General features: G+C 65.3%; 13 protein-coding genes and 1 tRNA gene. 2 read left to right on the top strand and 12 right to left on the bottom strand.

Features of this window, described 5'->3' with window-relative positions:
* Nucleotides 1–44: 44 nt before the first annotated feature.
* The 12 genes from cyoD to cysS form a co-directional block, all read right to left on the bottom strand.
* Entirely contained in the window at nucleotides 45–377 is a 333-nt protein-coding gene (gene cyoD / locus HWX14_RS00715; protein WP_034207706.1) for a cytochrome o ubiquinol oxidase subunit IV, read from the bottom strand.
* Entirely contained in the window at nucleotides 378–986 is a 609-nt protein-coding gene (cyoC, locus tag HWX14_RS00710) for a cytochrome o ubiquinol oxidase subunit III (protein ID WP_175881156.1), read from the bottom strand.
* Nucleotides 986–2,989 (bottom strand): cytochrome o ubiquinol oxidase subunit I, encoded by a 2,004-nt coding sequence (gene cyoB / locus HWX14_RS00705; RefSeq protein ID WP_175881155.1) that lies wholly within the window; start codon nucleotides 2,987–2,989, stop codon nucleotides 986–988. Before cyoB ends, cyoC begins: the two co-directional genes overlap by 1 nt.
* Nucleotides 2,990–2,992: 3 nt before the next feature.
* Complete coding sequence (cyoA, locus tag HWX14_RS00700; protein WP_175881154.1) at nucleotides 2,993–3,880, bottom strand: ubiquinol oxidase subunit II; 888 nt, start codon at nucleotides 3,878–3,880, stop codon at nucleotides 2,993–2,995.
* Nucleotides 3,881–4,169: 289 nt separating this feature from the next.
* The gene (locus HWX14_RS00695; RefSeq protein WP_175881153.1) at nucleotides 4,170–5,699 is read right to left on the bottom strand and encodes an NADH-quinone oxidoreductase subunit M; all 1,530 of its coding nucleotides are present in this window, start codon (nucleotides 5,697–5,699) and stop codon (nucleotides 4,170–4,172) included.
* A 476-nt stretch (nucleotides 5,700–6,175) separates the two neighbouring features.
* Entirely contained in the window at nucleotides 6,176–7,564 is a 1,389-nt protein-coding gene (locus tag HWX14_RS00690; RefSeq protein WP_175882325.1) for a hypothetical protein, read from the bottom strand.
* A 214-nt stretch (nucleotides 7,565–7,778) separates the two neighbouring features.
* Nucleotides 7,779–7,872 (bottom strand) — tRNA-Ser (locus HWX14_RS00685).
* Nucleotides 7,873–7,982: 110 nt separating this feature from the next.
* Nucleotides 7,983–9,236, bottom strand: coding sequence for an aspartate kinase (locus tag HWX14_RS00680; protein WP_050012969.1), 1,254 nt, complete (start codon nucleotides 9,234–9,236; stop codon nucleotides 7,983–7,985).
* A 342-nt stretch (nucleotides 9,237–9,578) separates the two neighbouring features.
* On the bottom strand, nucleotides 9,579–11,000 hold the full coding sequence (gene tilS / locus HWX14_RS00675) for a tRNA lysidine(34) synthetase TilS (RefSeq protein ID WP_175881152.1): 1,422 nt from the start codon (nucleotides 10,998–11,000) through the stop codon (nucleotides 9,579–9,581).
* 43 nt (nucleotides 11,001–11,043) lie between these two features.
* Nucleotides 11,044–12,015 (bottom strand): acetyl-CoA carboxylase carboxyltransferase subunit alpha, encoded by a 972-nt coding sequence (locus tag HWX14_RS00670; RefSeq protein WP_006478433.1) that lies wholly within the window; start codon nucleotides 12,013–12,015, stop codon nucleotides 11,044–11,046.
* Nucleotides 12,016–12,118: 103 nt separating this feature from the next.
* The gene (locus HWX14_RS00665) at nucleotides 12,119–12,946 is read right to left on the bottom strand and encodes a DNA-3-methyladenine glycosylase (RefSeq protein ID WP_175881151.1); all 828 of its coding nucleotides are present in this window, start codon (nucleotides 12,944–12,946) and stop codon (nucleotides 12,119–12,121) included.
* Nucleotides 12,947–12,989: 43 nt separating this feature from the next.
* Entirely contained in the window at nucleotides 12,990–14,387 is a 1,398-nt protein-coding gene (gene cysS / locus HWX14_RS00660; RefSeq protein WP_175881150.1) for a cysteine--tRNA ligase, read from the bottom strand.
* Between the two features lie 234 nt (nucleotides 14,388–14,621).
* Here cysS and HWX14_RS00655 point away from each other — a divergent pair, with 234 nt between their 5' ends.
* On the top strand, nucleotides 14,622–15,344 hold the full coding sequence (locus HWX14_RS00655) for a tetratricopeptide repeat protein (RefSeq protein WP_175881149.1): 723 nt from the start codon (nucleotides 14,622–14,624) through the stop codon (nucleotides 15,342–15,344).
* Between the two features lie 39 nt (nucleotides 15,345–15,383).
* On the top strand, nucleotides 15,384–15,959 hold the full coding sequence (locus HWX14_RS00650) for a peptidylprolyl isomerase (protein WP_175881148.1): 576 nt from the start codon (nucleotides 15,384–15,386) through the stop codon (nucleotides 15,957–15,959).
* Nucleotides 15,960–15,996 lie beyond the last annotated feature (37 nt).

Below are 15,996 nucleotides of genomic sequence, written 5' to 3'. Positions count from 1 at the left end.
TCATGAACGCGCAGGGACGTGAACCCGATGCGCCGCGTTGCCGCTCAACGCGACATCATGTTCATGCTGACGTTGTGCATCACCCACAGCGTGCCGACGATCAGGATCGCCGCGGTCAGCACCGTGTAGCTGAACGCCATCACGTTCCAGCGCTGGCCCGACGAGCCGTTCATGTGCAGGAAGTACACGAGGTGCACGACGATCTGCACGAACGCGAGCACGGCCAGCCCGACCAGCGACGCATGCGGCGACAGCACGCCGCCCATCACGAGGCCGAACGACGCGGCCGTGAGCAGCACCGACAGGATGAAACCGGCGACGTAGCCGCCGACACTGCCGTGCCCTTCTTCGAGTTGAGACGAATGCGAATGGGCCATTTAGATCACGCTCGCGAGATAGACAAAGGAAAACACGCAGATCCACACGATGTCGAGGAAGTGCCAGAACAGGCTCAGGCACGTCAGGCGCCGCAGGTCGCGATCGGTCAGGTCGCCGCCGCGCAACACGATCTGCGCGGCCAGCACGAGCATCCACAACAGGCCGGCCGTCACGTGCAGCCCGTGCGTGCCGACCAGCGTGAAGAACGCCGACAGGAACGCGCTGCGCTGCGGGCCCGCGCCTTCCGCGATCAGGTGCGAGAACTCGCGCAGTTCCATCGCGAGAAACGCCGCGCCGAGCACGAACGTCACCGCGAGCCACGCGAGCAGCGCGCCGCGCCGCTGCTTGTACGCTGCGAGCATCGCGAAACCGTACGTGATGCTCGACAGCAGCAGCGCGGCGGTTTCCACCGCGACGCCCGGAATGTCGAACAGCTCTTTCGCGGTCTGCCCGCCCGCGTACTGGTGGCCGAGCACCGCGAACGTCGCGAACAGCGCCGCGAAGATCACGCAGTCGGTCATCAGGTACAGCCAGAACCCGAACACCGAATGCGACGGCGGATGGTCGTCGTGCTCGAGCAGGGTTGCGCTCAAGGTTTTCTGCAACATCAGTTGGCCTCCAGTTCCACGTCGTCGACGCGCGCCGTGCGCTGCGTCGGCTGCTTGTCTTCGGTCTTGCGCACCGTCGACGCAGGGATGTAATAGCCGTCGTTATCGCGCGAGCTGTAGATCACGAGCGTCGCGATGATCCCGACGAGCCCGCCGATCGCCATCCACCAGATGTGCCACACCAGCGCGAAGCCGAGCACCAGGCTGAAGACCGCGATCACGAGGCCCGCGCAGGTATTCGACGGCATGTGGATGTCGCGGATCGCCGCCGGGTTCGGCCGGCCTTCGCCGCGCGCCTTCATGTCCGCATACGCGTCGAGCGTGCGCACCTGCGGGATCACCGCGAAGTTGTAGTCGGCCGGCGGCGACGAGGTCGCCCACTCCAGCGTGCGGCCGCCCCACGGGTCGCCCGTCGTGTCGCGGTACTCGGGCAGATGGCGGTTGCGGATGCTGACCACCAGTTGCAGCAGCTGGCACGCGATGCCGATCGCGATCAGCACGGCGCCGAACGCGGCGACCAGCAGCCACGGATGCCAGGCCGGGTTGTCGTAGTGGTTCAGGCGGCGCGTCATGCCCATGAAGCCGAGCACGTAGAGCGGCACGAACGCGACGTAGAAGCCGATCTGCCAGAACCAGAACGCGGCCTTGCCGAGCTTCTCGTTCAGCTTGAAGCCGAACGCCTTCGGGAACCAGTAGTTGAAGCCCGCGAGATAGCCGAACAGCACGCCGCCGATGATCACGTTGTGGAAGTGCGCGATCAGGAACAGGCTGTTGTGCAGCACGAAGTCCGCGCCGGGAATCGCCATCATCACGCCGGTCATGCCGCCGAGCGTGAACGTGACCATGAAGCCGATCGTCCACAGCACGGGCGTCGTGAATTCGATCCGGCCGCGGTACATCGTGAACAGCCAGTTGAACACCTTCACGCCGGTCGGAATCGCGATGATCATCGTCATGATCCCGAAGAACGCATTCACGTTCGCGCCCGAGCCCATCGTGAAGAAGTGATGCAGCCACACGAGGAACGACAGCACCATGATCGCGCAGGTCGCATACACCATCGTCTTGTAGCCGAACAGCGGCTTCTTCGCGAACGTCGCGATGACTTCCGAGAAGATCCCGAACGCCGGCAGGATCAGGATGTACACCTCCGGATGGCCCCATGCCCAGATCAGGTTCAGGTACAGCATCGCGTTGCCGCCGGCATCGTTCGTGAAAAAGTGCATGCCGAGGTAGCGGTCGAGGCCGAGCAGCGCGAGCGTCGCGGTCAGGATCGGGAACGACGCCATGATCAGCACGTTCGTGCAGAGTGCCGTCCACGTGAACACCGGCATCTTCATCAGCGTCATGCCGGGCGCGCGCATCTTGATGATCGTCACGAAGAAGTTCACGCCGGTCAGCAGCGTGCCGACCCCGGAGATCTGCAGCGCCCACAGGTAGTAGTCGACCCCTACCCCCGGACTGAACTGCAGCTCCGACAGCGGCGGGTACGCGAGCCAGCCCGTCTGCGCGAACTCGCCGATCACGAGCGACAGGTTGATCAGGATCGCGCTGACCGCCGTCATCCAGAACGACAGCGAGTTGATGAACGGGAACGCGACGTCGCGCGCGCCGATCTGCAGCGGCACGACCAGGTTCATCAGGCCGACCATGAATACCATCGCCATGAAGAAGATCATGATCACGCCGTGCGCCGTGAAGATCTGGTCATAGTGGTGCGGCGGCAGGTAGCCGGGCGCGTTGTACGCGAGCGCGAGCTGCATGCGCATCATGATCGCGTCGGCGAAGCCGCGCAGCAGCATGATCAGCGCGACGATGATGTACATCACGCCGAGTCTCTTGTGGTCGACCGTGGTCAGCCATTCCGTCCACAGCCATTTCCAGCGGCCGGTGATCGTCAGCGCGGCGAGAATGCCCAGCACGACCAGCCCCATGAAGGCGCCGGCCCCCATGATGATGGGCTGATCGAACGGGATCGCCGAAAGTGTGAGTTTGCCGAACATGCGTTACCCCTTCGTGCCGCAGGCGGCGTCCTTCAGGTCGAGGACGTGGCCATCGTTGTATTTCGCGATGATGTTGTGGAAGAGCCGCGGATCGACCGACGAGAAGTAGCGCACCGGCGCCTTCTCGCTCGGCTGCGCGACGCTGCCGTACAGGGTCGCGTCGAGCCGGTCCGGCGATGCCTTCACCTTCTGCACCCACGCATCGAACTGCTCGCGCGGCTCGGCGAGCGTGCGGAACTTCATGTCGGAGAACCCGCGGCCGCTGAAGTTCGCGGACGTGCCCGCGTAGTTGCCGGGCTCGTCGGCGATCAGGTGCAGGCGCGTCTGCATGCCGGCCATCGCGTAGACCTGGCCGCCGAGCTGCGGGATGAAGAACGAATTCATCACCGAATCCGACGTGATGCGGAAGTTCACCGGCGTGCCGACCGGAATCGCGAGCTGGTTCACCGACGCGATGCCGAGTTCCGGATAGATGAACAGCCACTTCCAGTCGAGCGCGACCACCTCGACGTCGATCGGCTTCACCGCCGATTCGAGCGGCTTGTACGGATCGAGCTCGTGCGTGGTCTTCCACGTGAGCACCCCGAGGAACAGGATGATCAGCGTCGGCACCGTCCAGATCACGACCTCGATCGCGGTCGAGTGCGACCAGTTCGGCGCATACGCGGCGTGGCGGTTCGACGCGCGGTAACGCCACGCGAACCATAGCGTGAGCAGGATCACCGGCACGACGACGATCAGCATCGCCCAGGTGGACGTCGCGATCAGCGCCTTTTCGGCGGCACCCACGCTTCCTTTCGGATTTAGTACATCTAAATTACAACCTGACAGGCTCAATGCCGCGCCCATTGAAAGCAGCGCCGACCAGCCTCTTGATGCTCTTCTTTTCATCACACAGCCCGAGGGTCATTGAATCCGTTTGCGTATGCCCGATGCGCATTCGATTCACGAAATTGGCCGAATCATACGTCGCGCGAGTGCGATGAAAAACCGGTGCATGCGGCAAATCATCATTGCAAAATCTGCCGTGAGTCACATTGTCGCGGGGCAATTTCACGCAGCCGGATGCGCGCCCGGCACTCGCCGTGCGGAGCGTGTGATCGATGTGTGCGCAACGATACCCGCCGCGCGATGCGGCAGGCCTGGCTTGCATGGCGCGGCCCGGTGTGCCGCGATCAGATCAGTCGTGCGTCGATGCCATGTACGACGGCAGCGCCGGCGCGGGGCCATCCCCTGCCGGCACCTTCGAATGGCTCGCTTCCTGGATCAGCTTGCCGACGGTCGGATCGATCGCATCGGTGAACGGCTTCGGATCGATGCCGACCGCGAGCACGATCAGCGCGAGCGACGCGAACATCACGATCTCGCGACGGTTCAGGTCGGCGAGCTTCGCGATCCGCTGGCTCGCGACCTTACCGAACACCACGCGCTTGAGCATCCACAGCGTGTACGACGCGCTGAGGATCAACGTGAGCGCCGCGATCGCGCCGATCCAGAAGTTGAAGCGGATCGCGCCCATGATGACCATGAACTCGCCGACGAACCCCGACGTGCCCGGCAGGCCGACGTTGGCCATCGCGAACAGCAGCGTGAAGGTCGCGAAACGCGGCATCACGCCCGCCACGCCGCCGTACGCGGCGATCTCGCGCTGCCGGGTGCGATCCACGAGCACGTTCACGCACAACAGCATCGCGCCCGCCACGAAGCCGTACGACACGAGCTGCACGATCGCGCCTTCGACGCCGATCCGGTTGAACAGGAACAGCCCGAGCGTGACGATCCCCATGTGCGCGACCGTCGAATAGGCGAGCAGCTTGCCGAGATCGGTCTGCGCGAGCGCGATCAGGCTCGCGTAGACGATCGCGAACAGCGACAGCGCGATCACTGCCGGCGCGAAGAAGTGGCTCGCATCGGGCGTGATCGGCAGCGCGAAGCGCAGGAACCCGTAACCGCCGAGCTTGAGCATCGCGAGCATCAGCGCGGCGCCCGTCGGGCCGTCCGTGTACACGTCGCTCAGCCACGTGTGGACCGGCCACATCGGCACCTTGACCGCGAACGCGGCGAAAAAGCCGAGGAACACCAGCAACTGCGGCGCGAAACCGAGCTGCAGCGTGCGCCACACGGCCATGTCGAACGTATGCGACTGCGCGTACAGGTACAGCATCGCCATCAGCAGCAACAGCGAGCCGGCGAACGAGATGAAGAAGAACTTCACGGCCGCATACACGCGGCGCTCGCGCCCCCACGTGCCGATCAGCAGGTACAGCGGGATCAGCGTCGCCTCGAAGAAGATGAAGAACAGCAGCCCGTCCTGCGCGACGAACACGCCGACCATCAGCCCCGACAGGATCAGGAACGACGCGTAGTACTGCGCGACGCGCACCGTGACCGATTCCCACGACGCGACCACCACCACGAGCGTCGTGAACGCGGTCAGCACGACGAGCCACAGCGACGCGCCGTCGATGCCGACCCGCCATCCGGCATTGAATGCCGCCAGCCAGTCGCGTCTTTCGACGAACTGCATCGCCGCCGAGTGCGTGTCGAATCCGGCAATCAGCGGGACGACGGCCGCCAGCCCCGCGATCGCACCGACGAGCGCGATCAGTCGTATCCGGCGTGAATGCCGGTCGGAACCGGCGCGCAGCAGCCCCGCGCCGAACAGGATCGGAACCCAGATGGCCAGGCTCAGGAAGGGGAAATCATGCATGTCAACAACGCCTTGAGGAAGTCGCGCCTTGCATCGGGGACAGGCGCGACGAAAGGAACGAAATCAAATCGACAGGTAGATTTCGTGAATCGCCAATGTTGGCAAAATGTAAAGCGGTGTCACCGGAAAACTTGACGCCGCTCAAACGCGATCGGGTTAACGAGCATAAGGCGATTGAATATTTTTTGCATCGCAGCAGAGCATCGATTTTCAACGTCGCCGTAGCACACTGATTTTCATGAGTAATTTTTCGTATTGCGCGACGCGCCACGCTGCGCGAATCGACGCAGCGCCGCATTTTTGATGTCAACCGGTCATTTCGAGGGGCTGGAACAGCGGGACCCACGTTCCGCTGCGCGGCGATCGCGCGGGGCGCTCTGCCTTACACGAATACTTTCACTTTTATTTCATTCGATCTCGGGTCGCGCCCCTCGCGCCAAGGGGCGCCCTCACCTGCCCCGGTCACGCGCCGGCCGCTAGCGCCGATGACTCAGCCGATCCCATATCCGCATCGTCACCGCGCGATAGTGATCGTGCTGGGCGGGGAAATGGACGAAGCGGCTGTCGCGCGTCGCATAGACCGGCGATGACGCAAGCGTCGTCGCATCGACGATATGGCGCGCGTCGATCATGCCGGACGCCAGCAATTCCACGTAGATGGCCTGTTGATCGCCGCCGCTCGCGTAGACCGACGAACGATCGTCGAAACGCTCGATGCGCGCGCAGATCCGCTCCACCAGTTCGCGCATCGGCGCGACGTTGCGCACGCCGATCATGCAGGAGTTGATCGCCCACGCCGTGTGGTCGGTGCCGATCACGAAGTCGCGGCCGTCGATCGTGCCGTCGATGCGCTGGCTCTGGTCGATCGCGAGGATGTCCGCATCGACCCAGAAGACGAACGCGTGATGCGGCAGATGTTCGCGAATCAGGTGCAGCTTCGCCCAGTTCGCATCGATGCCGTCCGGCAAGAATGCGGGCGCGGCGCGATACGTGTGGTACGCATAGCCATGTCGCGTGCAGTAGCGCACGAAGTTCTCCTCGTGCAGGTCGCCGTAGCCCGCGATAGGGGATGTGTGCAGGCTCACGAACGCGATCGGCGCGTGCGGATTCACATGCCGCTCCGCTTCGCGCGGCCGCTGCTGCGCGGCGCGCCAGTCGTCCATCGCGTGCGGGCAGTCGCCGCGCTGGTACCGTTCGGCATCGTCGACGAGCGCCGTCACGTAACGGAAGTCGTAGTCGGGCGCCGGCGCCCAGACACCGTTCGCTTCTCGCCACTCGGGTGCCTGGTGCGCGACGAGCGGCCGCGCGCCGGCGATCGAATCGATCGAGACGCCATCGCTCCAGACCGTCTGGACCGACGCGAAATGACCGTTCGCCAGCCGCGCATCGAACGGCAGCGGCGGAAAGTGTTCCGCAAGCAGCGTCGCCTCGCACGCGTGCTGCCGCTCCGGAAGATGCATCGCCCACTTGCCCAGTTCGAGCGCCAGCCGGCGCAACTGCTCGCGCACGTCGGGTACGTTGCGAAAGATCATGCCGCTCGCCGCGGGCAGCGCCGATTTCGACGTCTGCGTCGTGACGATCGCATCGTAACCGTGCGCGACGTCCGGCAATGCGTGCGGATCGAACACGACGGAGAACGGATCGAGCACGAGCAGCAACGCACCCTGCTCCATCGCCACGAGTTGCGCGATGATCGCGTGGTACTTGTGCAGCACCTGCTGCCGCTCGCCATACACGTGCATGCCGTCGACCGTCGCGTGCCGGTAGCCGTGCAGGTGCGCGTAACGGGCGTGGTTGTCGACCAGTCCGTCGACAGGTCGGTGAGACAGGACGGTCAGAACGGAATGCGGGTTTGCCAAGAGCATCACCTTGAGTCGCGCCGGACGATACGCGATATGTAGCGCATGACCGGCACTCAAGTCGAGCACTCATTGCCTGATCGACCGTTCCGACGACGCGCGGCCGAGGATGAGATCCGGCAGCATCGATGCTCGACGCACGACGCACGACCCGCACGGCGGGGCTGAAAAAGAAAAAGCCCCGCAAGTCCGAGAACTTGCGGGGCTTTGTCACCGCTTTTGGCGGAGACGGAGGGATTCGAACCCTCGATCCAGGTTTTGGCCCAGATGCTCCCTTAGCAGGGGAGTGCCTTCGACCTCTCGGCCACGTCTCCCAAACTTTCGCTCGCACCAGGGAGGCAGTGCGACGAGAACGAGATAATATAGGGTTTCGAACCGTGCGTCAATTTCCGTGATGCATTTTCTTCAATGCATCACGGAAAATTCACGATGCCTGGTCGAGTTCGAATACCTTGTGCAGCGCGCGGACGGCCAGCTCCATGTATTTCTCGTCGATCAGCACCGAAATCTTGATTTCGGACGTCGAGATCATCTGGATGTTGATGCCCTCTTCCGACAGCGTGCGGAACATCTTGCTCGCGACGCCCACGTGCGAACGCATGCCGACGCCGACGACCGACACCTTCGACACCTTCGGGTCGCCCTGCACGCGCTCGGCGCTCACATGGCCCTGCACCTGGTTGGTGAGGATGTCCATCGCCTTCTGGTAGTCGCCGCGACCGACCGTGAACGTGAAGTCGGTTTTGCCTTCGACGCTCTGGTTCTGGATGATCATGTCGACGTCGACGTTCGCATCGGCCACCGGGCCGAGGATCTGATATGCGATGCCCGGTTTGTCGGGCACGCCCATCACCGCAATGCGTGCTTCGTCGCGCTGGAACGCGATGCCGGAAATGACTGCCTTTTCCATGGTCTCGTCTTCTTCAAAAGTAATCAGGGTGCCCGAGCGCATTTCTTCGTCGAGCGCAATCAGCGGATCGGTCAGGCTCGACAGCACACGCGTCTTCACCTGGTATTTGCCGGCGAATTCGACCGAGCGGATCTGCAGGACCTTCGAGCCGAGGCTGGCCATTTCCAGCATCTCCTCGAACGTCACGCGGTCGAGGCGGCGCGCTTCTTCGACGACACGCGGATCGGTCGTGTAGACGCCGTCGACGTCGGTATAGATCAGGCACTCTTCGGCACCCAGCGCAGCCGCCACCGCCACCGCCGACGTGTCCGAGCCGCCACGGCCCAGCGTCGTGATGTGGCCGTCCGGATCGACGCCCTGGAAGCCCGTGATGATCACGACCTTGCGGGCGTTCAGGTCGGCCTTCACGCGCTCGTCGTCGATCGAGTGAATGCGTGCTTTCGTAAACGCGCTGTCCGTCTTGATCGGCACTTGCCAGCCGGCATAGCTCACGGCCTCGACGCCGATTTCCTGCAGCGCGATCGACAGCAGGCCGACGCTGACCTGCTCGCCGGTCGACGCGATCATGTCGAGCTCACGCGGGCTCGGCTGGCTCGAAATCTCTTTCGCGAGACCGAGCAGACGGTTGGTTTCGCCGGACATCGCCGAAGGCACGACCACCATCTGGTGCCCGGCCTGATGCCATTTTGCGACGCGTTTCGCGACGTTCTTGATGCGCTCGACCGAGCCCATCGAAGTGCCGCCGTATTTGTGTACGATGAGTGCCATTGTCGTTCTGAACTGGAGGAGAAACCGCACGGGTGCGCTGGGCAGGCCGCATAGCCGTTCGGTCACGCGGCTTGTGGCTGTGGACGGACGACGAGGGGGACGGCTGGGACGCAACACGCAAGCGTGGCGGATTTTGCCCGGAAGGCCGATCAGGCCGCGCAAACCGGGTACGTCACGCGGAAAACCTGCACAAAACGCTCAAAAATCGAGCCGAGCAAACGACCGAGCGTACCCGATAGAAGCCCGCTTGACAAGCCGCGCGCCGTGTCGGCGGCCGTTCCGGCGCTGTTTACCAAATGGTGAAAATCGGCGCGCCATCGCGCCGCCGGCAGCCTGCCGCCGCTAGGCGATCAGCAGGTCGGGACGCCATTCGATCCGGCGCCATGCGGCGTCACCGCGCGCCGCGCCGGCAGGCTCGCCGATGTCGCGATTGACGCCCAGCCGCGGCACGTAGATCAGCCGGTCGCCCGCGAACAGCAGCGGCACGTCGCGCTGCCAGGCCGGCACGCCGCGCTCCTGGAACAGGTTCTTCAGCGTCCGGCCCGGCCCGCCCGGCGACGTACGCATCCGTTCGCCGCCGGCCCGGGCGCGCGCCGCCAGCCGCGCACCCCGCAGCAGCCGCTCCGGCACCGCATCGGCGCTGCCCGCGTCGGCCGGCGCGAATACGAACGTGCCGCGCCACGCCGGCAGGTGCCATACTTCCTGCCCGTCCCATGCGAGCGCCGCCTCCGGTTGCGGCGTGCCCGTGCCGTCGTCGGCCGGCTCGCTGCTATCGCCCGCTTCCCAGTAGACGACATCGCGATAGAGCCGCAGGCACTGCCCCGCGTGATCGACACGCAGCGCATGCGCGTCGTGCGCCGCGCGCAGTTGCCGCATCATGTTGGCGAGCCGGGCAGCCGACGCGCCCGGCAAACCGAGCCCACGCATCCAGAAGCGCAGCAGGTTCGCGCCGCGCGTGTCGTCGAAACCGACCAGTGCGTCGCGCGACAGCGCGTGACCGTCATCGCGCGCGGCGACGGCGAAATCCAGTTCGGCCAGATCGTCGAGCAGCCGCTGAGCGGCCGCCGCATGCTGGGCCGCGCGGCCGAGCGCATCGCGAAAGCCCGGGAAATGCACGGCCAGCGCCGGCAGCACGTCGATGCGCAGCGCATTGCGCGCATAGCGCGTATCGCCGTTCGATTCGTCGTCGATCCACGTGAGCGCGTGCTGCTTCGCATAGCGTTCAAGTTGCGCGCGCAACAATCGCAGCAACGGACGCACCCGTTCGATGCTCACGCCGTCGGGGCGATAACGCGGCGCCATCGCGGCGAGCCCCGCGATGCCTGCCCCGCGCAACAGTTGCAGCAGCACCGTCTCCGCCTGGTCGTCCGCATGTTGCGCGAGCCACAGCGCTGCCACGCCGTAGCGTTCGCCCATCTCGTCGAGCGCCGCGTAGCGACGCTCGCGCGCCGTCGCCTCGATACCGAGGCCGCTGTCGCGCGGCACGTCGACGCGCATCGATTCGAATGCGACACCGAGCCGCGCCGCTTGCCCTTCGGCATGCGCGACCCACGCGTCGGCGTTCGCGCTCAGGCCGTGATGCACGTGCAGCGCGACGCAGCGCGAGGCGCCCGCGACGCGCACGGCCGCATCGAGCAGCACCGTCGAATCGAGGCCGCCGCTGTAGGCGATCGCGATACGCGCGTCCGGCGGCAGGCCGGAAAGCGCAACGCCGACCGCGTCGAGTACGACACGGTCGGCGGAGAATTCGGTCGGGGGAATCACGAGAGAGATGCGCGCCGAACGGCGCGCGATGCGAGCACGCCGGTCATGCGCCGGGCGTGGTTTCCTTGAACTTGCCGTAGGCCATCAGGCGCTCGAAGCGGCGCTCGCGCAGCGCATCGATGCTCATGCCCTGGAACTGGCGCAGCGAATCGGCCAGCGCACGGCGCAGCAGCGCGGCCATGCCCTTCGGATCGCGATGCGCGCCGCCGAGCGGCTCGTTGATGATCTTGTCGATCAGGCCGAGCGCCTTCAGGCGGTGCGCGGTCAGGCCCAGCGCTTCCGCGGCTTCCGGCGCCTTCGCGGCGCTCTTCCACAGGATCGACGCGCAGCCTTCCGGCGAGATCACCGAGTAGGTCGAGAACTGCAGCATCATCACCGTGTCGGCCACGGCGATCGCGAGCGCGCCGCCCGAGCCGCCCTCGCCGATCACCGTCGTGATGATCGGCGTCTTCAGCTCGGCCATCACGTACAGGTTGCGGCCGATCGCCTCCGACTGGCCGCGCTCTTCCGCGCCGATGCCCGGGTACGCGCCCGGCGTGTCGACGAACGTGAAGATCGGCAGCCCGAACTTCTCGGCCAGACGCATCAGGCGTTCGGCCTTGCGATAGCCTTCCGGACGCGGCATCCCGAAGTTGCGCGCGGCGCGCTCCTTCGTGTCGCGGCCCTTCTGGTGACCGATCACCATGCACGGATGGCCGCCGAAGCGCGCGAGACCGCCGACGATCGAGAGGTCGTCCGCGAACGCGCGGTCGCCATGCAACTCGTGAAAATCGGTAAACAGTTCCGCGACGTAATCGAGCGTGTACGGCCGCTGCGGGTGCCGCGCGATCTGCGAAACCTGCCATGGCGACAGGTTCGCGTAGAGGTCTTTCGTCAGTTGCTGGCTTTTCTTCGACAGCCGCTCGATTTCTTCCGAAATATCGACAGCCGAGTCGTCCTGCACGAATCGCAGCTCTTCGATCTTGGCCTCGAGTTCGGCGATCGGCTGTTCGAAATCCAGAAACGTGGTCTTCATGTGTTCGAATCCTTGGGTCTTGCGGCAGCGCGTATTCTACCCGCGCGGGCGACGCTCAAAACCGGCTCTCAACTATTGATGTTTAAAACCCGATAGCCGGCGCTCAGGCGTCGGCGTCGGGCGCATCGAGGCTGCGCCACATGTACCAGGTCGCGACGGTGCGCCACGGCTCCCAGTTGGCCGCAACCTCGCGCGCCTCGCTGCGCGTGACGGGTTCCCCGCTGAAATAATTGACGCTGATCGCCCGGATCAGACCCGGGTCGTCGAGCGGCAGCACGTCCGGCCGCGACAGGTTGAAGATCAGGAACATCTCGGCCGTCCAGCGGCTGATGCCGCGGATCTGCGTGAGCTCCGCGATCACGTCCTCGTCGTCCATCGACGTCCATTTGTCGACGTGCAGCGCCCCCGACACGAAATGCTGCGCGAGATCGAGGATGTATTCCGTCTTGCGCTTCGACAGCCCGCACGCGATCAGCTTGTCCGCGCCGAGCCGGATCACCGGTTGCGGCGCGAGTTTCGGACAGGCGTCCTCGATGCGCGCCCACAGCGACTGCGCGGACGGCACCGAAATCTGCTGGCCGACGACCGAGCGCGCGAGCGTGACGAACGGGTCGCCGCGCTTCACGAGATGCGCGGGACCGAACTTCGGAATCAGTTTCTTCAGGATCCGGTCGCGCTTGACGAGGTCGGCGCATGCCTTGTCCCAATAGACGGGACGCACGACGACCTCCTCGCCGCCCGCTTCGGACGCACGTGTCTTGCGGGCCGTGTCGGCGGCCGGCGGCGCGGCCGCCGGCTGCGCATGACCGTTCAACGCGCCGTTCGGCACGGCGCGCGTCGCGTCCGTCTTCGCCGCCGGTACGCGCTTGGCTGCCGGACGCGCGGCGACCGGGGTCGCGCGCCTGACCGGCGCTTTTCTGGCCGTTGCCATCTTGCCTCCTACCTGACGGATCGGTCAGTGGAACGCGCCGCGCTCATACGCGACGCCATTCGGTCGATCCGCCCGGTTTGTCTTCAAGTGCGATGCCGGCTTCGAGCAATTGCGCCCGGATCCGGTCCGCTTCGGCATAGTCCTTCGCTTGCTTCGCCGCGACACGCGCGGCGATCTTCGCTTCGATCTCGTCGGCCGCGAGCCCGGCCGCCTGCGCGGCGCCGGACGCCTGCTGCAGGAACGCGCGCGGTTCGCGGCCCAGCAGGCCGAGCAGGCCCGCCAGGTGTTTCAGTTGCCGCGCGAGCGACGCATCGCGCGTGCGGTTGACTTCGCCCGCCAGCTCGAACAGCGTCGCCACCGCGACCGGCGTGTTGAAATCGTCGTTCATTGCGGCCGCGAAACGCTGCGCGTGCGGCTCGTTCCAGTCGAGCGCGAGCGTGTCGGGCTCGACGTCCTTCAGCGCGGTGTACAGACGCGTGAGCGACGCGCGCGCATCGTCGAGATGCACGTCGCTGTAATTAAGCGGCGAACGGTAGTGCGTGCGTACGATGAAGAAGCGCATCACTTCCGCGTCGTAACGCTCGAGCACTTCGCGGATCGTGAAGAAGTTGCCGAGCGATTTCGACATCTTCTCGTTGTCGACCTGCACGAAGCCGTTGTGCATCCAGTAATTGACGAACGTCTCGCCGGTCGCGCCTTCGCTCTGCGCGATCTCGTTCTCGTGGTGCGGGAATTGCAGATCCTGGCCGCCGCCGTGGATGTCGAAATGATTGCCGAGCAGCGAGCAACCCATCGCCGAGCACTCGATGTGCCAGCCCGGGCGGCCCATCCCGTACTTCGACGCCCACGACGCGCCGTCCGGCTCGCCTTCCTTCGCACGCTTCCACAGCACGAAATCGAGCGGATCCTGCTTCGCGTCGTTCGCGGCGACGCGCTCGCCCGCGCGGAGGTCGTCGAGCGACTTGCCCGACAGCTTCCCGTAGCTCGCGAACTTGCGCACCGAGTAATTGACGTCGCCGTCGGTCGCCTGATACGCGTAGCCGTTCGCCTCGAGCGTCTCGATCATGCCGAGCATCTGCGGAATGAACTGCGTCGCGCGCGGCTCGATGTCGGGCCGCTGGATGCCGAGCGCGGTTTCATCCTCGTGCATCGCGCCGATGAAGCGGTCGGTCAGCGACTTGATCGTCTCGCCGTTCTCGAGCGCGCGGCGGATGATCTTGTCGTCGATGTCGGTGATGTTGCGCACGTACGTGACCCGGTAGCCGATCGCACGCAGCCAGCGCTGGACGAGGTCGAACACGACCAGCATGCGCGCGTGGCCCACGTGACAATAGTCGTAGACGGTGATTCCGCATACGTACATCCGCACTTCGCCGGGCTGGCGCGGCACGAAAACTTGCTTGTCACGCGCGAGCGTGTTGTAGATGCGCAGTGATTCCATAGAGATGAACCGTGAGCCGAAGGAAACCGCCCTGGCGAAGCTCGCCCAGCATGTGAAACGGACGGACCATCTGCTGCGGCGCCAGGCCGCGCGTCCTCGATATCACACGGGGCGGTCAGGCTGCAAGCACAGCGGTGACGGCCACGAGAGGCTAAGAAAGACTGTCTGCGGCTCGCCGGAACGCGCAGACGTTTTGTTAGAATGGGTCGGAGTATAACATTCCGATTTACGCCTATGAAACCTCATCGCGGCCGCGCGCCGAGCGCTGCGACCCTCGTTGCGACCACCGTCATGGGCGTCGCGCTGACGCTTTTCGCGGCCCCCGCGGCGCATGCGCAAAAGGCCCCGGCGGTCGCCGACGGCACCCCCGAAGTCGACGCGTCGATCGCCGGCAAGCAGTGGCAGCAGGCGCTCGCGCAGCTCGACGCGCGCATCGCGTCGAACCCGCACGACGTGCAGGCGCAGTTCAAGCGCGGCACCGTGCTGGCCCGCCTGAACCGCGACGACGACGCGATCACGCAGTTCGTCGCGATCACGCAGGCGTACCCCGAACTGCCGGAGCCGTACAACAACCTCGCGGCGCTGTACGCGAAGCACGGCCGCTACGACGAAGCGCGCACCGCGCTCGTCACCGCGACGCAATCGAACCCGAGCTACTCGCTCGCGTACGAGAACCTCGGCGATCTCTACCTGCGCCTCGCGGCCGAATCGTACAAGCGCGCGCAATCGCTCGGCCGCACGAGCGGCGCGACCGCGCAGCGCCTCGCCGATCTGCAGAAGATCGTGTCGCCGCCGAAAGCCGCGCCGAACGCCCGCGCGACCACGCCGGCCACGCGCGAGTACACCGACCGCGCGGCCGCGAACGTGAGCACCACCACGCTGCCGATGTCGCCGACGTTCCAGTTCAACGGTCCGTCGGGCGCACTGGCGGCGCCGTACGTCGCGCCGTCGCAATAAGCGGCGCGGCCTTCCTTCCCTCCCAACCTGAGGATCGCAATGAAACGTCTGTTGCTGGCGCTTGGCGGCGCCGCCCTTCTCGCGACCGCACCCGCGTTCGCGCAAACGGCCACAGCGCACCCCGTCGTGCAGCTGAAGACCTCGCAGGGCGACATCCGCGTCGAGCTCTATCCGGAGAAGGCGCCGAAGTCCGTCGCCAACTTCCTCGATTACGTGAAGGCCGGCCAGTACAACGGCACGATCTTCCATCGCGTGATCAAGGGCTTCATGATCCAGGGCGGCGGCTACAAGACCAACTTCGAGGAAAAGCCGACCCGCGCGCCGATCCCGCTGGAGAGCCGCAATGGTCTGAAGAACCTGACGGGCACGATCGCGATGGCGCGCACGAGCGATCCGAATTCGGCCACCGCGCAATTCTTCATCAATACGGTCGACAACGGCGGCCTCGACTACCCGAACCCGGACGGCAACGGCTATGCGGTGTTCGGCAAGGTCGTGTCGGGCCTCGACGTCGTGAAGAAGATCGAAGGCGTGGCGACGACCTCGCGCGGCCCGATGCAGGACGTGCCGGCGCAACCGGTCGTGATCGAATCGGCGAACATCGTCTCGAAGTAAGAACCTGCCGGCACGTCCGGCGCCACACGCGGCCGCG

Origin of the sequence: Burkholderia sp. BCC0044, assembly GCF_902832955.1 — a bacterium.
Taxonomy (GTDB): domain Bacteria; phylum Pseudomonadota; class Gammaproteobacteria; order Burkholderiales; family Burkholderiaceae; genus Burkholderia.
This window is presented reverse-complemented; position numbering and strand designations above follow the sequence as displayed.

Coding starts and splice junctions, on each gene's coding strand:
- cyoD (WP_034207706.1), bottom strand. CDS start 377: ATGGCCCATTCGCATTCGTCTCAACTCGAAGAAGGGCACGGCAGTGTC.
- cyoC (WP_175881156.1), bottom strand. CDS start 986: ATGTTGCAGAAAACCTTGAGCGCAACCCTGCTCGAGCACGACGACCAT.
- cyoB (WP_175881155.1), bottom strand. CDS start 2,989: ATGTTCGGCAAACTCACACTTTCGGCGATCCCGTTCGATCAGCCCATC.
- cyoA (WP_175881154.1), bottom strand. CDS start 3,880: ATGAAAAGAAGAGCATCAAGAGGCTGGTCGGCGCTGCTTTCAATGGGC.
- HWX14_RS00695 (WP_175881153.1), bottom strand. CDS start 5,699: ATGCATGATTTCCCCTTCCTGAGCCTGGCCATCTGGGTTCCGATCCTG.
- HWX14_RS00690 (WP_175882325.1), bottom strand. CDS start 7,564: ATGCTCTTGGCAAACCCGCATTCCGTTCTGACCGTCCTGTCTCACCGA.
- HWX14_RS00680 (WP_050012969.1), bottom strand. CDS start 9,236: ATGGCACTCATCGTACACAAATACGGCGGCACTTCGATGGGCTCGGTC.
- HWX14_RS00670 (WP_006478433.1), bottom strand. CDS start 12,015: ATGAAGACCACGTTTCTGGATTTCGAACAGCCGATCGCCGAACTCGAG.
- HWX14_RS00665 (WP_175881151.1), bottom strand. CDS start 12,946: ATGGCAACGGCCAGAAAAGCGCCGGTCAGGCGCGCGACCCCGGTCGCC.
- cysS (WP_175881150.1), bottom strand. CDS start 14,387: ATGGAATCACTGCGCATCTACAACACGCTCGCGCGTGACAAGCAAGTT.
- HWX14_RS00655 (WP_175881149.1), top strand. CDS start 14,622: ATGAAACCTCATCGCGGCCGCGCGCCGAGCGCTGCGACCCTCGTTGCG.
- HWX14_RS00650 (WP_175881148.1), top strand. CDS start 15,384: ATGAAACGTCTGTTGCTGGCGCTTGGCGGCGCCGCCCTTCTCGCGACC.